Origin of the sequence: Bradyrhizobium sp. STM 3562 (genome assembly GCF_045571435.1) — a bacterium.
GTDB lineage: Bacteria > Pseudomonadota > Alphaproteobacteria > Rhizobiales > Xanthobacteraceae > Bradyrhizobium.
In genome coordinates this window covers 7,901,369-7,920,366 of sequence record NZ_CP120694.1, presented here as the reverse complement: position 1 = coordinate 7,920,366, position 18,998 = coordinate 7,901,369, and the positions used below count along the sequence as shown (strand labels likewise).

Annotated in this window: 12 protein-coding genes; 9 read left to right on the top strand and 3 right to left on the bottom strand. The window is 64.7% G+C overall.

The annotated features are described in order from the left end of the window. The first annotated feature begins 107 nt into the window (after positions 1–107). The 6 genes from P6U23_RS36620 (at position 108) to P6U23_RS36595 (ending at position 8,883) form a co-directional block, all read left to right on the top strand. Entirely contained in the window at positions 108–2,204 is a 2,097-nt protein-coding gene (locus P6U23_RS36620) for a 3-hydroxyacyl-CoA dehydrogenase NAD-binding domain-containing protein (protein ID WP_407177136.1), read from the top strand. A gap of 136 nt (positions 2,205–2,340) precedes the next feature. Further along, a complete protein-coding gene (gene pimA / locus P6U23_RS36615; protein WP_407177135.1) occupies positions 2,341–4,032 on the top strand; it encodes a dicarboxylate--CoA ligase PimA in 1,692 nt (563 codons plus the stop codon). Further along, positions 4,029–5,216, top strand: a complete 1,188-nt coding sequence (locus tag P6U23_RS36610; protein WP_407177134.1) for an acetyl-CoA C-acyltransferase — start codon at positions 4,029–4,031, stop codon at positions 5,214–5,216. Before pimA ends, P6U23_RS36610 begins: the two co-directional genes overlap by 4 nt. 161 nt (positions 5,217–5,377) lie before the next feature. Next, complete coding sequence (pimC, locus tag P6U23_RS36605) at positions 5,378–6,565, top strand: pimeloyl-CoA dehydrogenase large subunit (RefSeq protein WP_407177133.1); 1,188 nt, start codon at positions 5,378–5,380, stop codon at positions 6,563–6,565. Between the two features lie 138 nt (positions 6,566–6,703). Next, positions 6,704–7,846: a pimeloyl-CoA dehydrogenase small subunit gene (pimD, locus tag P6U23_RS36600; RefSeq protein ID WP_407177132.1), complete on the top strand. Its 1,143-nt coding sequence runs from the start codon at positions 6,704–6,706 to the stop codon at positions 7,844–7,846. A 263-nt stretch (positions 7,847–8,109) separates the two neighbouring features. Further along, a complete protein-coding gene (locus tag P6U23_RS36595; RefSeq protein WP_407177131.1) occupies positions 8,110–8,883 on the top strand; it encodes an SDR family NAD(P)-dependent oxidoreductase in 774 nt (257 codons plus the stop codon). 43 nt (positions 8,884–8,926) lie between these two features. Here P6U23_RS36595 and P6U23_RS36590 read toward each other — a convergent pair whose 3' ends face one another. Both P6U23_RS36590 and gltB read right to left on the bottom strand, forming a co-directional pair. Next, the gene (locus P6U23_RS36590; protein WP_407177130.1) at positions 8,927–10,381 is read right to left on the bottom strand and encodes a glutamate synthase subunit beta; all 1,455 of its coding nucleotides are present in this window, start codon (positions 10,379–10,381) and stop codon (positions 8,927–8,929) included. Positions 10,382–10,533: 152 nt separating this feature from the next. Further along, a complete protein-coding gene (gene gltB / locus P6U23_RS36585; RefSeq protein ID WP_407177129.1) occupies positions 10,534–15,267 on the bottom strand; it encodes a glutamate synthase large subunit in 4,734 nt (1,577 codons plus the stop codon). Positions 15,268–15,685: 418 nt separating this feature from the next. Here gltB and P6U23_RS36580 point away from each other — a divergent pair, with 418 nt between their 5' ends. Then, positions 15,686–16,456 (top strand): hypothetical protein, encoded by a 771-nt coding sequence (locus tag P6U23_RS36580; protein ID WP_407177128.1) that lies wholly within the window; start codon positions 15,686–15,688, stop codon positions 16,454–16,456. Between the two features lie 233 nt (positions 16,457–16,689). Here the strand turns inward: P6U23_RS36580 and P6U23_RS36575 are convergent, their stop codons facing one another. Then, positions 16,690–17,166 carry an Hsp20 family protein gene (locus tag P6U23_RS36575; RefSeq protein WP_407177127.1) on the bottom strand — a complete coding sequence of 159 codons (477 nt, stop codon included), beginning with the start codon at positions 17,164–17,166 and terminating at the stop codon, positions 16,690–16,692. Positions 17,167–17,398: 232 nt separating this feature from the next. Here P6U23_RS36575 and P6U23_RS36570 point away from each other — a divergent pair, with 232 nt between their 5' ends. After that, positions 17,399–18,346, top strand: a complete 948-nt coding sequence (locus P6U23_RS36570; protein ID WP_407177126.1) for an alpha/beta fold hydrolase — start codon at positions 17,399–17,401, stop codon at positions 18,344–18,346. A 6-nt stretch (positions 18,347–18,352) separates the two neighbouring features. Next, the gene (locus P6U23_RS36565) at positions 18,353–18,997 is read left to right on the top strand and encodes a LysE family translocator (RefSeq protein WP_407177125.1); all 645 of its coding nucleotides are present in this window, start codon (positions 18,353–18,355) and stop codon (positions 18,995–18,997) included. Position 18,998: the final 1 nt, after the last annotated feature.

Below are 18,998 nucleotides of genomic sequence, written 5' to 3'. Positions count from 1 at the left end.
TGCGAAATTGACGGGAACAATAATCCGAAAGCCGGACAAGAAGCCAGCGAACAAGAAGTCAGCAAACAAAACAAGAAGCCAGCAAACAATAAGCCAAGGAGCGTAGCGTGAGCGAAGTGGTCAAGCTCGAACGTCAGGACGTCATCGCCATCATCACCGTCAACAATCCTCCGGTGAACGCGCTGAGCGCCGCGGTGCGCGGCGGCATCCTGGAATGCGTGAACAGCGCGATCGCCGATCCCGAGGTGAAGGCGATCGTCCTGACCTGCGCGGGGCGCACCTTCATCGCCGGCGCCGACATCACAGAGTTCGGCAAGCCGCCGAAGCCGCCGGGCCTGAACGAGGTGCTTGCGGTGATGGAGAATTCGCCGAAGCCGATCGTCGCTGCGATTCACGGCACCGCGCTCGGCGGCGGGCTCGAGGTAGCGCTCGCCTGCCATTTCCGCGTCGCCACCAAGGAAGCCAAGCTTGGTCTGCCCGAGGTGAAGCTGGGCCTTCTGCCCGGCGCCGGCGGCACGCAGCGCCTGCCGCGCGCGGTGGGGCCTGAGCTCGCGGTGAAGATGATCGTCGGCGGCGATCCGATCAGCGCCGCGGAAGCCCTGAAGAACGGCTTGATCGAGGAGATTGTCGAGGGGCCCGCCATTGGCGGCGAGGCCTTTGCCCGCAAGGTGCTGGCCGAGAAGCGGCCGCTCCGCAAGTTGCGCGACGACAACTCCAAGCTTGCCGCGGCAAAGGCCGACCGCTCTATTTTTACCAACGCGGTCGCCGCGATGACCAAGCGGGCGCGCGGGCTGGAGGCGCCCTTCGCGGCGGCCGATGCCGTCGGCTATGCCATCGATCTGCCTTTTGACGAAGGCCTGAAGAAGGAGCGTGAGGCCTTCCTGAAGCTGGTCGCGAGCGACCAGTCCAAGGCGCAGCGCTATGCCTTCTTCGCCGAACGCGAGGCCGCCAAGATCGCGGGCGTCCCCGAGGGAACGAAACCGCGCAATGTGGAGCGTGTCGCCATCATCGGCGCCGGCACCATGGGCGGCGGCATCGCGATGTCCTTCGCCAATGCCGGCATCCCGGTGACCTTGATCGAAACCGGCGAGGAGCAGCTCAAGCGCGGCATGGGCGTGATGCAGAAGAACTGGGAGGCCACCGCTGCCCGCGGCGGCATCCCGGCCGATGCGCCTGCCAAGCGCATGGCGCTGATCAACGGCGTCGTCGGTCTGGACAACGTCAAGGACGCCGATCTCGTGATCGAGGCGGTGTTCGAGACCATGGCGGTGAAGAAAGACGTCTTCGGCCAGCTCGACAAGTTTGCAAAGCCGGGCGCGGTGCTCGCATCGAATACCTCGTACCTGAACATCGACGAAATCGCCAAGGAAACAAAACGTCCGCAGGACGTGCTCGGGATGCACTTCTTCTCGCCAGCCAATGTGATGAAGCTGTGCGAAATCGTGCGCGCCGCGAAAACCGCGCCGGACGCGTTGGTGACCGCCGTCTCCATCGCGCGCAAGATCGCCAAAGTGCCGGCGGTGGTCGGCGTCTGCGACGGCTTTGTCGGCAACCGCATGCTGGCGCAGCGTGGCAAGCAGGCCGAAAAACTTCTGTTCGAAGGCGCGCTGCCGCAGCAGGTCGATGCCGTCGTGACGAAATTCGGCATGCCGATGGGCCCATTCGCGATGGGCGATCTCGCCGGCCTCGATATCGGCTGGCGCTCGCGCAAAGATCGCGGCATCAAGAGCGAGATCGCGGACGCGCTGTGCGAAGCCGGCCGCTTCGGCCAGAAGACCGGCAAGGGCTATTACAAGTATGAAGGCGGTTCGCGCGCGCCGCTGCCCGATCCGGACGTCGAGAAGCTGATCGACGAGACCTTGACGCGATTGGGGCGCAAGCGGCGCGCGGTGAGCGACGAGGAAATCCTCGAGCGCATGATGTATCCGATGATCAACGAGGGCGCGAAGATCCTCGAAGAGGGCATCGCCGCGCGCCCGAGCGACATCGACGTGGTCTGGCTCTACGGCTATGGCTGGCCGATCTATCGCGGCGGCCCGATGTATTGGGCCGACCAGGTCGGGTTGAAGCACATTGCCGATCGTCTCGCCTTCTACGCCAAGGAAACCAACGATCCCTCGCTCGAGCCGGCGCCGCTGCTCAAGCGTCTGGTCGCCGAAGGCAAAGGCTTTGCCTCGCTCACGGCGAGCTCGAAAGCCGCTTGATGGCCCGTTGCTCTCACCTGTCATTCCGGGGCGGCTCGCAGAGCCGAACCCGGAATCTCGCGATCCTCGGATGTGCAATTGCACATCAGAGTTCGATGCTAGCGCATCGCCCCGGAATGACGGTGTCTGAATCAACATGACCCATCCCGGCGAACAATTTTACCCCGAAGGCGTGCACTGGGACGACCCGATCGCGCAAGGCACGCTGCCCGACCTCCTGTCGCAGGCGGCGCGCGACTATGGCGCGCGCACGGCGATCGAATTCCGCGACCGTCCGATCTCTTACGCCGCGCTTGAAGGGTTGGCCGAGGTCGCGGCCGCCGCTTACTTGCGCGCCGGCTATGGCAAGGGCGCCTCGATCGCCCTGTTCCTCGGCAACACGCCCGACCATCCGATCAATTTCTTCGGCGCGCTCAAGGCAGGCGGCCGGATCGCGCATCTCTCGCCGCTCGACGGCGAGATCGCACTTTCGCACAAGCTTACCGATTCAGGCAGCCGTGTCCTGGTCACCAGCAATCTCGCGGCGCTGTTGCCGACCGCACTGAAGTTTCTGGAGCAGGGGCTGATCGACCGCCTGATCGTCTGCGAGGACGACCATTGGGGGGCGGTCGGCACCAAGCAGGCGCCGATCCCGGACCATCCTGCGGTCGTCACCTTCAAGCAATTCGTCGACGGCGCAGCGCCGCCGCGGGAGTGGCCGGCGGTCTCGCCCGATGACGTCGCGCTCTTGCAATATACCGGCGGCACCACCGGCCTGCCCAAGGGCGCGATGCTCACCCACGGCAATCTCACCGCGGCGGTCTCGATCTACGATGTCTGGGGCAGGCCGGCGCGGCAAAAGCGCGAGGGAATCGACCGCGTCATCTGCGTGCTGCCGCTGTTCCACATTTACGCGCTGACGGTGGTGCTGCTCTCCTCACTGCGCCGCGGCAATCTGATCTCGCTGCACCAGCGTTTCGACGCAGAGGCCGTGATGCGCGACATCGAGGCCAAGCGCGCCACCTATTTTCCGGGCGTTCCCACCATGTGGATCGCGATCGCCGCGTTGCCCGATCTCGACAGGCGCGACTTCTCCTCGCTCGTCAGTGCCGGCTCCGGCGGCGCGCCGTTGCCGGTCGAGGTCGCCAGAGTTTTCGAGCGCAAGGTCGGCATCAAGCTGAAGAGCGGCTGGGGCATGACCGAGACTTGCTCGCCGGGCACCGGCCATCCCGTTGTCGGTCCCGAGAAGCCCGGTTCGATCGGGCTGATGCTGCCCGGCATCGAGCTCGATGTCGTCGCGCTCGACGATCCCAAGAAGGTGCTGCCGCCGGGCGAGGTCGGCGAGATCCGCATCAAGGGGCCGAACGTCACCAAGGGCTACTGGAACAAGCCGAAAGAAACCGCGGACTCCTTTGTCGGCGATCGCTTTCTCACCGGCGACATCGGCTACATGGACGCGGACGGCTATTTCTATCTGGTCGATCGCAAGAAGGACATGATCATCTCCGGTGGCTTCAACGTCTATCCGCAGATGATCGAACAGGCGATCTACACCTACCCGGGCGTGCAGGAAGTGATCGTCATCGGTATTCCCGATGCCTATCGCGGCGAGGCGGCCAAGGCCTTCATCAAGCTGCGCGAGGGCGCCAAGCCGTTCACGCTGGAAGAGCTGCGTGCGCATCTGACCGGCAAGCTCGGCAAGCATGAATTGCCCGCGGCCGTGGAGTTCGTGGCCGAACTGCCGCGCACGCCGGTCGGAAAACTCTCGCGCCACGAATTGCGCCAGCAGCAACCATCGTTACGTCCAACAGAACCAAAGCAGCAACTCGCAACAGGAGGTCGTCCATGACCGATGCCGTCATCGTTTCCACCGCCCGCACGCCGATCGGCAAGGCCTATCGCGGCGCACTCAACGTCACCGAAGGCGCGACGTTGCTGGGCCATGCCATCGGCGAGGCGGTGAAGCGCGCCAATCTCGATCCGGCGGAGGTCGAGGACGTGGTGATGGGCGCGGCGCTGCAGCAGGGCGCAACCGGCGGCAATATCGCGCGCAAGGCGCTGCTGCGCGCCGGGCTGCCGGTCACCGTCGGCGGCACCACCATCGACCGCCAATGTGCGTCGGGCCTGCAGGCGATTGCGCTCGCTGCGCGCTCGGTCCTGTTCGACGGCGTCGAGATCGCGGTCGGCGGCGGCGGCGAGTCGATCAGCCTGGTGCAGAACGACAAGATGAACGGCTTCCATGCCCAGGACCCGGCGCTCTTGAAGATCAAGGGCGAGGTCTACATGCCGATGATCGACACCGCCGAGGTGGTCGCAAAGCGCTACGAGATCTCGCGCGAGAGGCAGGACGAATATGCCCTGGAAAGCCAGCGGCGCGTCGCGGCGGCCCAGCAGGGCGGCAAGTTCAAGGACGAGCTGGCGCCGATCGCCACGAAGATGGCGGTGACCGACAAGGCGACCGGTGAGGTCTCCTATAAGGACGTCACGCTGTCGCAGGACGAGGGGCCGCGGCCCGACACCACCGCCGAAGGCCTCGCCAGCCTGAAACCGGTGCGCGGCGAAGGTTTTACGATCACCGCTGGCAATGCCAGCCAGCTCTCGGACGGCGCCAGCGCCTGCGTCATCATGAGCGACAAGGAAGCGGCCAAGCGCGGCCTCAAGCCACTCGGCATCTTTCGCGGCTTCGTCGCCCATGGCTGCGAGCCGGACGAGATGGGGATCGGCCCGGTCTTCGCCGTGCCGCGGCTGCTCAGCCGCCATGGCCTGAAGGTCGATGACATCGATCTCTGGGAGCTCAACGAAGCCTTCGCCGTGCAGGTGATCTATTGCCGCGACCGGCTCGGTATCGACCCCGAGAAGATCAACGTCAATGGCGGCGCCATCGCGGTCGGCCATCCCTACGGCATGTCGGGCGCGCGGCTCACCGGTCACGCCTTGATCGAGGGCCGCCGCCGCAAGGCGAAATACGCCGTCGTCACCATGTGCGTCGGCGGCGGCATGGGCGCGGCCGGCCTGTTCGAGGTGGTGCATTGATTCTGTCGTCCCGGCCTTGAGCCGGGACCCATACCGCGGGACGTCGCTTGAGGCACTCGGGCAGTCGCCCTTCGCGCCAACAAAGGCTTGTGGTTATGGGTCCCGGCTTTCGCCGGGACGACGATAGGAAAGAACAAGAAATTCGCTCACAGGAGGATCCGATGGATCTCGCATTCACTAAGGAAGAGCAGGCGTTCCGCGAGGAAGTGCGGCAATTCTTCCGTGACAACGTGCCGGCTGAGACGCGGCGCAAGCTGGTCGAGGGCCGCCACGTCTCGAAGGAGGAGATGGTCGCCTGGTGGCGCATCCTCAACAAGAAGGGTTGGGGCGTCAGCCACTGGCCGAAGGAATATGGCGGCACGGGCTGGAGTTCGGTGCAACACTATATCTTCAACGAGGAGCTGCAGATGTATCCCGCGCCGGCGCCGCTCGCCTTCGGCGTCTCCATGGTTGGCCCGGTCATATACACTTTCGGCAACGAAGCGCAGAAGAAATACTATCTGCCGCGCATCGCCAACGTCGACGACTGGTGGTGCCAGGGCTTCTCGGAGCCGGGCTCGGGTTCGGACCTCGCGTCGCTGAAGACGAAAGCGGAGCGCAAGGGCGACAAGTGGATCATCAACGGCCAGAAGACCTGGACCACGCTGGCGCAATATGCCGACATGATCTTCTGCCTCTGCCGCACCGATCCCAGCGCGAAGAAGCAGACCGGCATCTCCTTCATCCTGGTCGACATGAAGAGCAAGGGCATCACGGTGCGCCCGATCCAGACCATCGACGGCGGCCACGAGGTCAACGAGGTCTTCTTCGACGATGTCGAGGTGCCCTACGAAAACCTCGTCGGCGAGGAAAACAAGGGCTGGGATTACGCGAAATTCCTGCTTGGCAACGAGCGCACCGGCATTGCGCGCGTCGGCGTTTCCAAGGAGCGCATCCGCCGCATCAAGGAACTGGCCTCGAAGGTGGAGTCGGGCGGGCGCCCGGTGCTCGAGGATCCCGCTTTTCGCGAAAAGCTCGCCGCTTGCGAGATCGAGCTGAAAGCGCTGGAGCTGACGCAATTGCGCGTCGTCGCGGATGAGGGCAAGCACGGCAAGGGCAAGCCCAATCCGGCCTCCTCGGTGCTCAAGATCAAGGGCTCGGAAATCCAGCAGACCACCACCGAGTTACTCATGGAAGTGATCGGGCCGTTTGCCGCGCCTTACGACGAGCATCCCGACAGCAGCAACGAGGCGATGGATTGGACTGCCCAGATCGCGCCGAGCTACTTCAACAACCGCAAGGTCTCGATCTACGGCGGCTCCAACGAGATCCAGCGCAACATTATCACCAAGGCGGTGCTGGGGCTTTGATGATCAAAGCGCGCGACCACGCGCACCGTCGTCATGGCCGGGCTCGACCCGGCCATCCACGTGGCCACGAAGGAAGACGTGGATGCCCGGGTCAAGCCCGGGCATGACGAGATCGAATACGGGAGAAAGTAGGGAAACATGGATTTCGATTTGTCCGAGGAGCAGAGGCTGCTCAAGGAAAGCGTCGACGGTCTGTTGACCGACGCCTACGATTTCGAGCAGCGCAAGAAATACATGAAGGAGAAGGGCGGCTGGAGCAGAGCGATCTGGGGTCGCCTTGCCGAGCAGGGCCTGCTCGGGCTGCCCTTTGCGGAGGCCGATGGCGGTTTCGGTGCCGGCGCGGTGGAGACGATGATCGTGATGGAAGCGCTCGGCAAGGCGCTGGTGGTGGAGCCGTATCTGGCGACCGTCGTGATCGGCGGCGGCTTCCTGCGCCACGGCGGCTCGGCCGCGCAGAAGGCCGCGCACATCCCGTCCATCATCGACGGCAGCAAGACGTTTGCGTTCGCGCAGCTCGAGAAGAACTCGCGCTATGATCTTCATGACGTCACCACCTCGGCGAAGAAGAAGGGCGAGGCTTACGTGATCGACGGCGAAAAGTTTGTCGTCATCAATGGCGAGAACGCGGACACCCTGGTGGTCACCGCGCGCACGCAAGGAGCGCAGCGTGACAAGACCGGCATCGGCGTCTTCCTCGTTCCTGCCGATGCCAAGGGCGTTTCGAAAAAGACTTATCCGACCCAGGACGGCCTGCATGCCGCCGACATCAGCTTCACCGGCGTCGAGGTCGGCGCTGACGCCGTGATCGGCGATCCCCAGAACGGCCTGCCGCTGATCGAGCGCGTCGTGGATGAAGCCCGCACCGCGCTATGCGCGGAAGCGGTCGGCGCCATGGATGAATCGCTGAAGACCACGGTCGAATATTTGAAGACCCGCAAGCAGTTCGGGGTTCCGATCGGCAGCTTCCAGACCCTGCAGCATCGCGCCGCCGACATGTTCGTGGCGCTCGAGCAGGCACGCTCGATGTCGATGTTCGCCACCATGGCGGCCGATTTCGACGATGCGGCCGAGCGTGCGAAGGCGGTCGCGGCCGCAAAGTGCCAGATCGGCAAGTCGGGCAAGTTCATCGGCCAGCAATCGATCCAGCTCCACGGCGGCATCGGCATGACCATGGAGGCGAAGATCGGCCACTATTTCAAGCGGCTGACGATGATCGAAAACAGCTTTGGCGATGCCGAATATCACCTGCGCCGCGTCAGCGAGAGCGGCGGATTGGTGTGATTTGCGCCCTCATTCCGGGGCATTCGCGAAACGCGAATGAACCCGGAATCCCGCTCCACAACTTCTGGATTCCGGCTTCGCGTCGTCGACGCGCCCAGGAATGACGAATTGAAGATGCGAGAGGCCGGCAACATGATGATCGTCATGCCCGGGCTTGTCCCGGGCATCCACGTCTAGGCTACAAAGAAGGTCGTGGATGGCCGGGACAAGCCGGCCATGACGCAAACAAACGGCATACGAAGACAACAAAGGGAGCACGCGTTGTGACAAGGACCCCATTCGATCTCTCCGGCCAGGTCGCCGTGATCACCGGCTCCAGCCGCGGCATCGGCCGCGCCTCCGCCGAGCTGCTGGCGCAGCTCGGCGCCAAGGTGGTGATCTCCAGCCGCAAGGCCGAGCCGTGCCAGGAAGTGGCTGATGGCATCAAGAAAGCCGGCGGCGATGCGCATGTCATCCCTTGCAACATCTCTCGCCGCAACGAGGTCGAGGCGCTGATTGAGGGTGCCACCAAGCATTACGGCAAGATCGACATCCTGGTCTGCAACGCCGCAGTGAACCCGTATTACGGACCCCTGCTGGACATCTCTGACGAAGCCTTCGACAAGATCATGGGAAGCAACGTCAAGAGCAACCTCTGGCTCTGCGCGCTCGCGGTCCCGCAAATGGCCGCGCGCGGCAAAGGCTCGGTGGTGATCATCTCTTCGATCGGCGGAATGCGCGGTTCGACCGTGATCGGGGCCTACGGCATTTCCAAAGCCGCCGATTTCGCGCTGTGCCGGAGCCTCGCCGGCGAGTGGGGTCCGAAGGGCGTGCGCGTCAATTGCGTCGCCCCCGGGCTGGTCAAGACCGATTTCGCGCGTGCGCTCTGGGAAGACGAGGAGCGCTTGAAACACCGTTGCGCCACCACGCCGCTGCGGCGGATCGGCGAGCCGCACGAGATCGCCGGCGCGGTCGCCTATCTCGCCTCCGACGCCTCCACCTTCATGACCGGCCAGACCATCGTGGTCGACGGCGGCGTGACGACGGCAGCCGTCTAATCGCAAACGGCCTCACCCACCCGTCCGGGGAGGGTGAACGACATCACCGCGGCAGGTCCGTCCTTCCCATCAGGAAACGGTCGACCGATTGCGCGCACAGCCGACCCTCCCGGATCGCCCACACCACGAGCGACTGGCCGCGGCGCATGTCGCCGGCCGAAAACACCTTCGGCAGCGAGGTCTGGTAATCCGCCGTGTTGGCCCGCACATTGCCGCGCGGGTCGAGCTCGACGCCGAGTTGCTTCAACAGACCCTCATGCACCGGGTGGACGAAGCCCATCGCGAGCAGGACGAGCTCTGCATCGAGGTCGAACTCGGTGCCGGGCAGCGGTTTGAATTGGCTGTCGACGCGGACGCAATGCAGCTTCGCGACCTTGCCGTCGGCGCCGGAGAAGCGTTGCGTCAGCACAGCGTAATCGCGCTGCGCGCCTTCGGCCTGGCTCGAGGAGGTGCGCATCTTCAGCGGCCAGTTCGGCCAGGTCAGGGCCTTGTTCTCGCGCTCGGGCGGCGCCGGCATAATCTCGAGCTGCGTCACCGACTTCGCGCCCTGCCGGAACGAGGTGCCGATGCAGTCCGAGCCGGTGTCGCCGCCGCCGATCACGACCACGTGCTTGCCGGTCGCAAGAATCTCGGCCCCAGTGATCGGCTCCTTGCCGACGCGGCGGTTCTGCTGCGGCAGGAAATCCATCGCGAAATGGATCCCGGCAAGATCGCGGCCGGGGATCGGCAGATCGCGCGGAGCCTCGGCGCCGCCGGTGAGCGCCACCGCGTCATAATCCCTCAGCATCGTCTGCGGATCGAACGCGCCGCTGCCACTGCCGCCGACATGCACGCCGTAATGAAACACCACGCCTTCCGCTTCCATCTGCGCGATGCGGCGGTCGATGATGTGCTTTTCCATCTTGAAATCGGGAATGCCGTAACGCAGAAGCCCGCCGGCCTTGGCGTATTTCTCGAACACATGCACCTCGTGCCCGGCGCGCGCGAGCTGCTGCGCGCAGGCGAGGCCGGCCGGTCCCGAGCCGACGACCGCGACCTTCTTGCCGGTCGTCTGCTGCGGCGGCTCCGGCTTGACCCAGCCGTTCTCCCAGGCGCGATCGACGATCGCGCATTCGATGGTCTTGATGGTGACCGGGTTGTCATCGATGTTGAGCGTGCAGGACGCTTCGCACGGCGCGGGGCAGATGCGCCCGGTGAATTCAGGGAAATTGTTGGTCGAGTGCAGGTTGCGCGCGGCCTCTTCCCAATTGCCCTGGTAGACGAGATCGTTCCAGTCGGGGATCTGGTTGTTGACCGGGCAGCCCGGCGTGCCCGGCGCAACGGAGCCCGTGCCATGGCAATAGGGAATGCCGCAGTTCATGCAGCGCGCGGCCTGGTCGCGCAGCTCTTTCTCAGGGAGCGGAACCACGAATTCGCGGAAGTGCTTGATGCGCTCGGCGACGGGCGCGTACTTGCGATCGTGCCGCTCGATTTCCAGAAAACCTGTGACCTTGCCCATTTAACCCGTAGTCCCTGCCGCTCTAACTTGTTTCTCCAGACCTCATCCTGAGGAGCGCGGAACGCGCGTCTCGAAGGATGAAGGCCCCGCTAGTGGCCTCATGGTTCGAGACGGCGCTTTCGCGCCTCCTCACCATGAGGGCCGAAGATTTATTACGCCCCTATCGCGATTTTCGGCTCGGCGTCGGCGTTGGCCTGAAGCTGACGCAGGGCGCGCCGGTATTCGACCGGCATCACCTTGCGGAATTTCGGCAGCCATTCTTTCCAGTTCGCCAAGATCTCGGCGGCGCGTTTCGAGCCCGTGGCCTTGGCGTGCCGCGTGATCAGCACGTGCAGTCGCTCGACATCGCTTCCGAGCAGATTCTTGAACACGTCGACCCGGCCGTGCGCCTCGAGATCGCCCTGCGCGCCGTAGGCGCTCTCATTGACCATCTCTTCCGACAGCACCGGCTGGAGTTCGACCATGGCAAGATTGCAGAGCTTGTCGAAGTCGCCGGTCTCGTCCAGCACATAGGCGACGCCGCCCGACATGCCGGCAGCGAAGTTGCGCCCGGTCTTGCCGAGCACGACCACGATGCCGCCGGTCATGTACTCGCAGCAGTGATCGCCCGCACCTTCGACCACCGCGACCGCGCCGGAGTTGCGGACCGCGAAGCGCTCGCCGGCGATGCCGCGGAAGTAGCATTCGCCCTCGATCGCGCCATACAGCACGGTGTTGCCGACGATGATGCTCTCTTCCGGCACGATGCCCCCGTTGCGCGGCGGCTTGACGATGATCTTGCCGCCGGAGAGACCCTTGCCGACATAGTCGTTGCCTTCGCCTTCGAGATCGAAGGTGACGCCGTGCGCCAGCCAGGCGCCGAAAGCCTGGCCTGCGGTGCCCTTGAAGCTGACATGGATGGTGTCCTGCGGCAGGCCGGCATGGCCGTAGATCTTCGCGACCTGACCCGACAGCATGGCGCCGGCGGAGCGATCGGTGTTGTGGATCTCGGCCTCGATTCTGACCGGGGCGCCGCGATCGAGCGCGGGCCCGGCCTTTTCGATCAGCTTGCGGTCGAGCACAGCCTCCAGATGATGGTTCTGCGGCTCGGAGTGATAGATTTTCTGACCCTTGGCTTCCTTCTGCCGCACGAACAGCTTGGAGAAGTCGAGGCCCTTGGCCTTCCAATGCGCAACCAGCGTGGTCTGGTCGAGCATCTGGGTCTGGCCCACCATCTCGTTGAAGGTGCGATAGCCGAGGCTGGCCATGATCTCCCGCACCTCTTCGGCGACGAAGAAGAAGTAGTTGATCACGTGCTCGGGCTGGCCGGTGAAGCGCTTGCGCAGGACGGGATCCTGCGTTGCCACGCCGACCGGGCAGGTGTTGAGATGGCACTTGCGCATCATGATGCAGCCGGCCGCGATCAGGGGCGCGGTGGCGAAGCCGAATTCGTCGGCCCCGAGCAGCGCGCCGATGACGACGTCGCGTCCGGTGCGGAAGCCGCCATCGACCTGCACCGCGATGCGGCTGCGCAGCCGCTCGCGCACCAGCGTCTGGTGAGTTTCGGCCAGCCCGATCTCCCAGGGCGACCCGGCATGCTTGATCGAGGTGAGCGGCGAGGCACCGGTGCCGCCCTCGAACCCGGCGATGGTGACATGGTCGGCGCGTGCTTTCGCAACGCCCGCGGCCACGGTGCCGACACCGATTTCGGAGACGAGCTTGACCGAGACCTGGCCCTCCGGGTTGACGTTCTTCAGGTCATAGATGAGCTGCGCCAGGTCCTCGATCGAGTAGATGTCGTGGTGCGGCGGCGGCGAGATCAGGCCGACGCCGGGCGTCGAGTGCCGCACGCGCGCGATCGTTGCGTCGACCTTGTGGCCGGGCAATTGTCCGCCTTCGCCGGGCTTGGCGCCCTGCGCCATCTTGATCTGCATCATGTCGGAATTGATGAGATATTCCGTCGTGACGCCGAAGCGGCCCGAGGCGACCTGCTTGATCGCCGAGCGCATGGAATCGCCGTTCGGCAGCGGCTTGAAGCGGTCCGATTCCTCGCCGCCTTCGCCGGTATTGGACTTGCCGCCGATCCGGTTCATCGCGATCGCGAGCGTCGTATGCGCCTCGCGCGAGATCGAGCCGAAGCTCATCGCGCCGGTGGCAAAGCGCTTGACGATCTCCTTGGCCGGCTCGACCTGGTCGAGGGGGACCGGCTTGCGCTTGTCGTCTTCGGCCGTTTTGATGCGGAACAGGCCGCGCAGCGTCAGCAGCCGCTCGGACTGCTCGTTGAGGATCTTGGCGAAGGCCCGGTAGCGCTCCTGCGAATTGCCACGCACCGCGTGCTGCAGGAGGGACACCGATTCCGCCGTCCAGGCGTGATCCTCGCCGCGGGTGCGGAAGGCATATTCGCCGCCGACGTCGAGCGCGCTCTTGTAGACCTGCGCCTCGCCAAAGGCATCGGTGTGGCGGCGCACGGACTCTTCCGCGATCTCGTTCAGGCCCACGCCCTCGATGCGGGTATGGGTGCCCGCGAAATACTTCGCGACGAAGTCCGCCTTCAACCCGACCGCGTCGAAGATCTGCGCGCCGCAGTAGGATTGATAGGTCGAGATGCCCATCTTGGACATCACCTTCAAAAGGCCCTTGCCGATCGACTTGATGTAGCGCTTGACGATCTCGTGATCGTCCAGCGCGGCCGGCAGCCTGTCCTTCATCGCGATGATGGTTTCGAACGCGAGATAGGGGTTGATCGCTTCCGCGCCGTAGCCGGCAAGGCAGGCGAAGTGATGCACCTCGCGCGGCTCGCCGGATTCGACGACGATGCCCACCGACGTGCGCAGGCCCACGCGGATCAAATGATGATGCACGGCGGCGCAGGCGAGCAGCGACGGGATCGGGATCCGATCGGTGCCGACCATGCGATCGGAAAGGATGATGATGTTGACGCCTTCGCGCACCGCGGCTTCCGCGCGGGCGCAGAGCTCATCCAGCACCTGCTCCATGCCGGAGGCCCCGAGCCCCGCATGGAAGGTGGTGTCGATGGTGCGCGAGACGAAATGGCTGTCGCCCACCTCCGAGATCGAGCGGATCTTTTCCAGGTCCGCATCGGTCAGGATAGGCTGGCGCACCTCGAGCCGCTTGGTCGAGGCCAGGCCCTTGAGGTCGAACAGGTTCGGCCGCGGCCCGATGATCGAGACTAGGCTCATGACCAGCTCCTCGCGGATCGGATCGATCGGCGGGTTGGTCACCTGCGCGAAGTTCTGCTTGAAATAGGTGAAGAGCTGCTTTGGCCTGTCAGACAGCGCCGAGACGGGGGTGTCGTTGCCCATCGAGCCGACTGCCTCTTCGCCGGTCGAGGCCATCGGCGTCATCAGGAGGCTGATGTCCTCCTGCGTGTAGCCAAAGGCCTGCTGCCGGTCGAGCAGCGGCAAGTTGGAGCGTGCGCTCGTGGTCGGCGCGTCCGGCAGCTCCTCGAGTACGATCTGGGTGCGGTCGAGCCATTCCTGATAGGGGTGGCTCTTGGCGAGCGAGGCCTTGATCTCGTCGTCGGGAATGAGCCGGCCCTGTTCGAGGTCGACCAGGAGCATCTTGCCGGGCTGCAGCCGCCACTTGGTGACGATCTGCTCCTCCGGAATCTTCAACACGCCCATCTCGGACGCCATCACGATGCGGTCGTCCTTGGTGACGAGATAGCGCGCCGGCCGCAGGCCGTTGCGGTCGAGCGTCGCGCCGATCTGGCGGCCGTCGGTGAAGGCGATCGCGGCGGGACCGTCCCACGGCTCCATCAGAGCGGCGTGATATTCGTAGAAGGCGCGGCGCTGCTTATCCATCAGCGGATTGCCGGCCCAGGCCTCCGGAATCATCATCATCACCGCATGCGGCAGCGAGTAGCCGCCCTGCACCAGGAATTCGAGCGCGTTGTCGAAGCAGGCGGTGTCGCTTTGTCCCTCGTAGGAGATCGGCCAGAGACGGCTGATGTCCTTGCCGTAAAGCTCGGAGCTCACGGATGCCTGGCGCGCCGCCATCCAGTTGACGTTGCCGCGCAGCGTGTTGATCTCGCCATTGTGCGCGATCATCCGGTAGGGGTGCGCGAGCGACCAGGTCGGGAAGGTGTTGGTCGAGAAGCGCTGATGCACCAGCGCCAGCGCGCTCTCGAAATCCGGCTCGTGCAGATCGGGATAGTACTTGCCGAGCTGGTCGGCGAGGAACATGCCCTTGTAGATCACGGTGCGGCACGACAGCGAGCAGGGGTAATAGCCGGCTCCGCCGCGGTCGCGACGCTGGTAGATCGCCTGCGAGATCGACTTGCGCAGGATGTAGAGCTTGCGCTCGAACGCCTCCTCGGTCTTCGCCGCGCCGTTGCGGCCGATGAAGACCTGCATGTGGGTCGGCTCGGTCGGCTTCACCGTCTCGCCCAGTGAGGAATTATCGGTCGGCACGTCGCGCCAGCCGAGCAGCGTGAGGCCCTCGTCCTTGATCTGGTCGGCGATGATGCTCTTGATCACCTTCCGCCACGCCGCGTCCTTCGGCATGAACAGTGCGCCGATGGCGTACTCTCCGGGCTCCGGCAGCTCGAAGCCGAGCTCGGCGGTTTTGCGCTTGAAGAAGGCATGCGGGATCTGCACCAAGATGCCGGCGCCGTCGCCGGCGCGCGGGTCGGCGCCGACCGCGCCGCGATGTTCGAGGTTGCAAAGGATGTTGAGCGCATCGGAGACGATCTGATGCGACTTGCGGCCCTTGATGTTGGCGATGAAGCCGACCCCGCAGGAATCCTTCTCCAGCGCGGGATCATACAGGCCTTCGGCGGCAGGGCGCCAACTATGCTCGCGCGTCGTCTCGGCCGGTTTCGAGTTGAAATCCGCCGACGATTCATCGCTGAAGATGTTTTGGCGCTCGATTTCCAACCCGCTCATTTTATTCCTCTCAATCCGGCTGGGTGCGGTGGCTCATCGTCCGGCGCACCTTCGGCGTTCCGCGGCACCCACCGGGCCACCGCTCGTCCTCCGCGAGCCGGATTTTTAGGTTTCAGGCGCTGGCGTTCAGAACGGCCTTGCCTGCACTTTCCGGTGCTCGTTAAGCGCCGAATCTTCGCTGCAATCCCAGTGCCGGGGTTGCCCAAAAATTTGAGACAGCAAGACTGTCCTAACACCGACCATGCCAAACTTTTATCTATCACACAAGCGCGTGAAAGTCCTTGCGCGGCTGGCATGTTCGCAGGTCAACATTTAGCGCGCCGCGGATTTGAAGCAAGCGCGCCGTGATCCGGCCCAAGGACCGCCGAAATCCCCAAGGACTCTTAACCATTGGGGGCTCAAGTGGAGCCATAGAGCAATGAAGCTGCTCACAGGGTGGGCCGTCTCGGCCGTATCAGTTCTTTTGGTCTCGGCCGCAGGCGCGCAATCGCCGGCGCCTGCCGATACCGGCCGGACATTTTATCGCCTGGTGTCCGATTTCGACGGCCCCTATGGCGGGCCGCCGCCGGCGCCACCGCCTTACGGCGCGCCGTCTTACGTCCCCGCCGAGCCCTACGGCGCCGAGCCGTATGGCGCCGAGTCCTATGGCTATGAGCCGGCGCTGCTGCCGCCCCGCGAGGTCTACGCGGTGTTGCGCGAAAACGGATTTTCGCCGCTCGGCCTGCCGCACCGCCGAGACTTTGTCTACGAAATCTCCGCCATCGATCCGGATGGCGAGGACGGCAGGCTCGTGATCGATGGCCGCACCGGGCGGATCATCCGGTTCATGCCGGCCTATTTGGGCGGCAGGACCGATAATTCCGAGCTCAGGACGCCCTATGGAGCACAGGCCGCGGTGCCGATGCCGACCGTGGTTCGCGGCGTGCCACGGCCACCGGCTCCGATCCCGCACATGGCCAGCCGCGTGGTCCCGCTACCGGCGCCGAAGCCGGCGGTAAGGGTTCCCGCAAAGTCGGCCGAGCGGGTGCCGCAATCGCCTGTGGAGAACTCCGCCGCGCCGCAGCCGCAAACGGCCGCGGTCACACCGCCCGCGGCTGGCGCCATCAGCGCCGCCATCGGCGAGACCAAGCCGCCGGAGTCGCAGGTCAAGCCGACCGAGCCGATGCCGCCGGTGCAGGGATTGGAGTAGGGGCTGGTTGCCCCCAGCAATCGTCCCCAAACAAGCGTCATTCCGGGGCGCGCAGAGTGCGCGAACCCGGAATTCAGAGGTTGTGGCGCGAGATTCCGGGCTCGGTGCTTGCGCACCGCCCCGGAATGACGGGATCGCGTGACTGGGCCGGCTGGCGTGCTTGCTGCAGCAGGCCAACAAAAAACGCCCCGGTTCCCCGGGGCGTATTGGTTAGTCCGTTACAACTGTAAGGATTAGGCAGCGGCCTTGTCGGCCGAGCCGCTGGTCACCTGCGCAGCTTGCGTGGCACCGTTGATCGGGATCTGCCGGGGCTTCTTGGCCTCGGGGATCTCGCGTACGAGGTCGACGTGGAGCAGGCCGTTCTCGAGCGAGGCATTCTTCACCACGACGAAATCGGCGAGCTGGAAGACACGTTCGAAGGCGCGCGCGGCGATGCCGCGATAGAGCACTTCGGCCTTGTCCTTGCTGTTCTCGTTGGCGACTTTCTCGCCCTTGATCGTCAGCGTGTTCTCTTTCGCGACGATGGAAAGCTCATCCTTCGAGAAGCCGGAGACCGCGACGCTGATGCGGTAGGCGTTCTCACCGGTCCGCTCGATATTGTAGGGCGGATAGCCTGGGCTGCCATCCGAGGTCACCTGGTCGAGCAGGGAGAAGAGACGGTCGAAACCGACGGTGGAACGATAAAACGGGGTGAGATCGTAGGTACGCATGTAAGTCCTCCATTGAGCGACTGTTGCAATGAACCCGCCCGCCATCGGGCCGGGCTTTAAACTTGTGCAGCCTGATGTCCGGAGATCCGAAACACTGGTAGCGGCCTGCACGATGGTGATATGGGAGGGATGAGATCCGCGTTCAAGAGGGCGCGACCGGCGGCCCTTTTGATGTTCCCACCCTTGTCCATCCCTTGAATTCCAGCACTCTTCACCTACCGCGCGAAACGTCATGACGCTGGTCTCCATCCCCGCCAATCCCGTCCCCGAGGGCGCGGTCAGCGGCATCATCAAGACCCCCGACGGTGCCGAACTGCGCTTCGCGCGCTGGTTGCCGCCGTCCGGCCGCAAGGGCACGGTCTGCGTCTTCACCGGGCGCGGCGAGATGATCGAGAAATATTTCGAGACGGTGCGCGATCTGCGTGACCGCGGCTTCGCGGTGGCGATGATCGACTGGCGCGGGCAGGGCCATTCGTCGCGGCGGTTGCGCGATCCGCGCAAGGGCTACGTGCGAAGTTTCGCCGACTATGAGATCGACGCCGAAAGCTTCGTGCAGCAGGTCGTGCTGCCGGATTGTCCGCCGCCTTATTTCGCGCTCGCCCACTCGATGGGCGGGACGGTGCTGCTGCGGATCGCGCATGCCGGCAAGCGCTGGTTCGACCGCGTGGTATTGTCGGCGCCGATGATCGACCTGCCGGGACGTCTGACGACGCTTCCGGTGCGCGCATTTGCGCGCGCGCTCCGGCTCTTGGGCCAGGGTGGACAGTACGTACCAGGCGGCCGCGACAAGCTCACCGGTACCGACGCTTTCCTGAGCAATCCCGTGACCAGCGATCCCGTGCGCTATGCCCGCAACGCCGCGATCCTGGAGGAGGATCCGACGCTCGGCATCGCCGCGCCGACCGTCGCCTGGGCCGACAGCGCCTTTCGCGCCATGGTCACCTTCCGCAAATACGACTACCCGTCGAAAATCCGCCAGCCGATCCTGATGCTCGCGGCATCCAACGACACTGTGGTGTCGACGCCGGCGATCGAAGAGTTCGCCTATCACTTGCGCGCCGGCTCGCATCTCGTCATCGCCGGCTCCAAGCACGAGATCCTGCAGGAGCAGGACCGCTACCGCTCGCAATTCTGGGCGGCCTTCGACGCCTTCATCCCGGGCTCGCCGCTGTTCAAGTGAGGCGCCATGCTCGGCATTCACGACCTCTGGCTGTTCATCGTCTCGGGTCTCGTGCTCAACATCACGCCGGGACCCGATACGGCCTATATCGTCGGGCGCAGCGCGCAGCTCGGCTGGCGCGGCGGAGCAGTGGCGGCGCTCGGGATCAGCTCCGGCTGTCTTGTCCATATCTTTGCCTGCGCGGCCGGGCTCTCGGCGCTCCTGGCGGCGTCGGCGACGGCATTCACGGTGGTGAAGTGGGCCGGCGCGGCCTATCTGTGTTTCATCGGGATCAGGATGCTGCTGTCGCGCGAAACGGCACACCCACAGGGCGAGAAAACGCCGACCAGGGAGAGCGTGATCTCATTGCGCCCGGTGTTTTGGCAGGGCGCGCTCACCAACGTGCTCAATCCGAAAGTGGCGCTGTTCTTCCTCGCCTTCCTGCCGCAGTTCGTGGCGGCGGATTCGGCGCATAAGGGGCTGGCCTTCCTGGTGCTGGGCCTGATCTTCATTTGCAACGGAACGCTGTGGTGCCTCGGCGTTGCGGCGTTCGCGGCAAGGACGGCGCGCCGTGTCAGGGGATCGGGCCGGGCGATGGCCTGGATCAATCGCGCGCTGGGCGGCATGTTCGTCTATCTCGGCGCCCGCATCGCCCTGCTGCAGACGAGGTGAA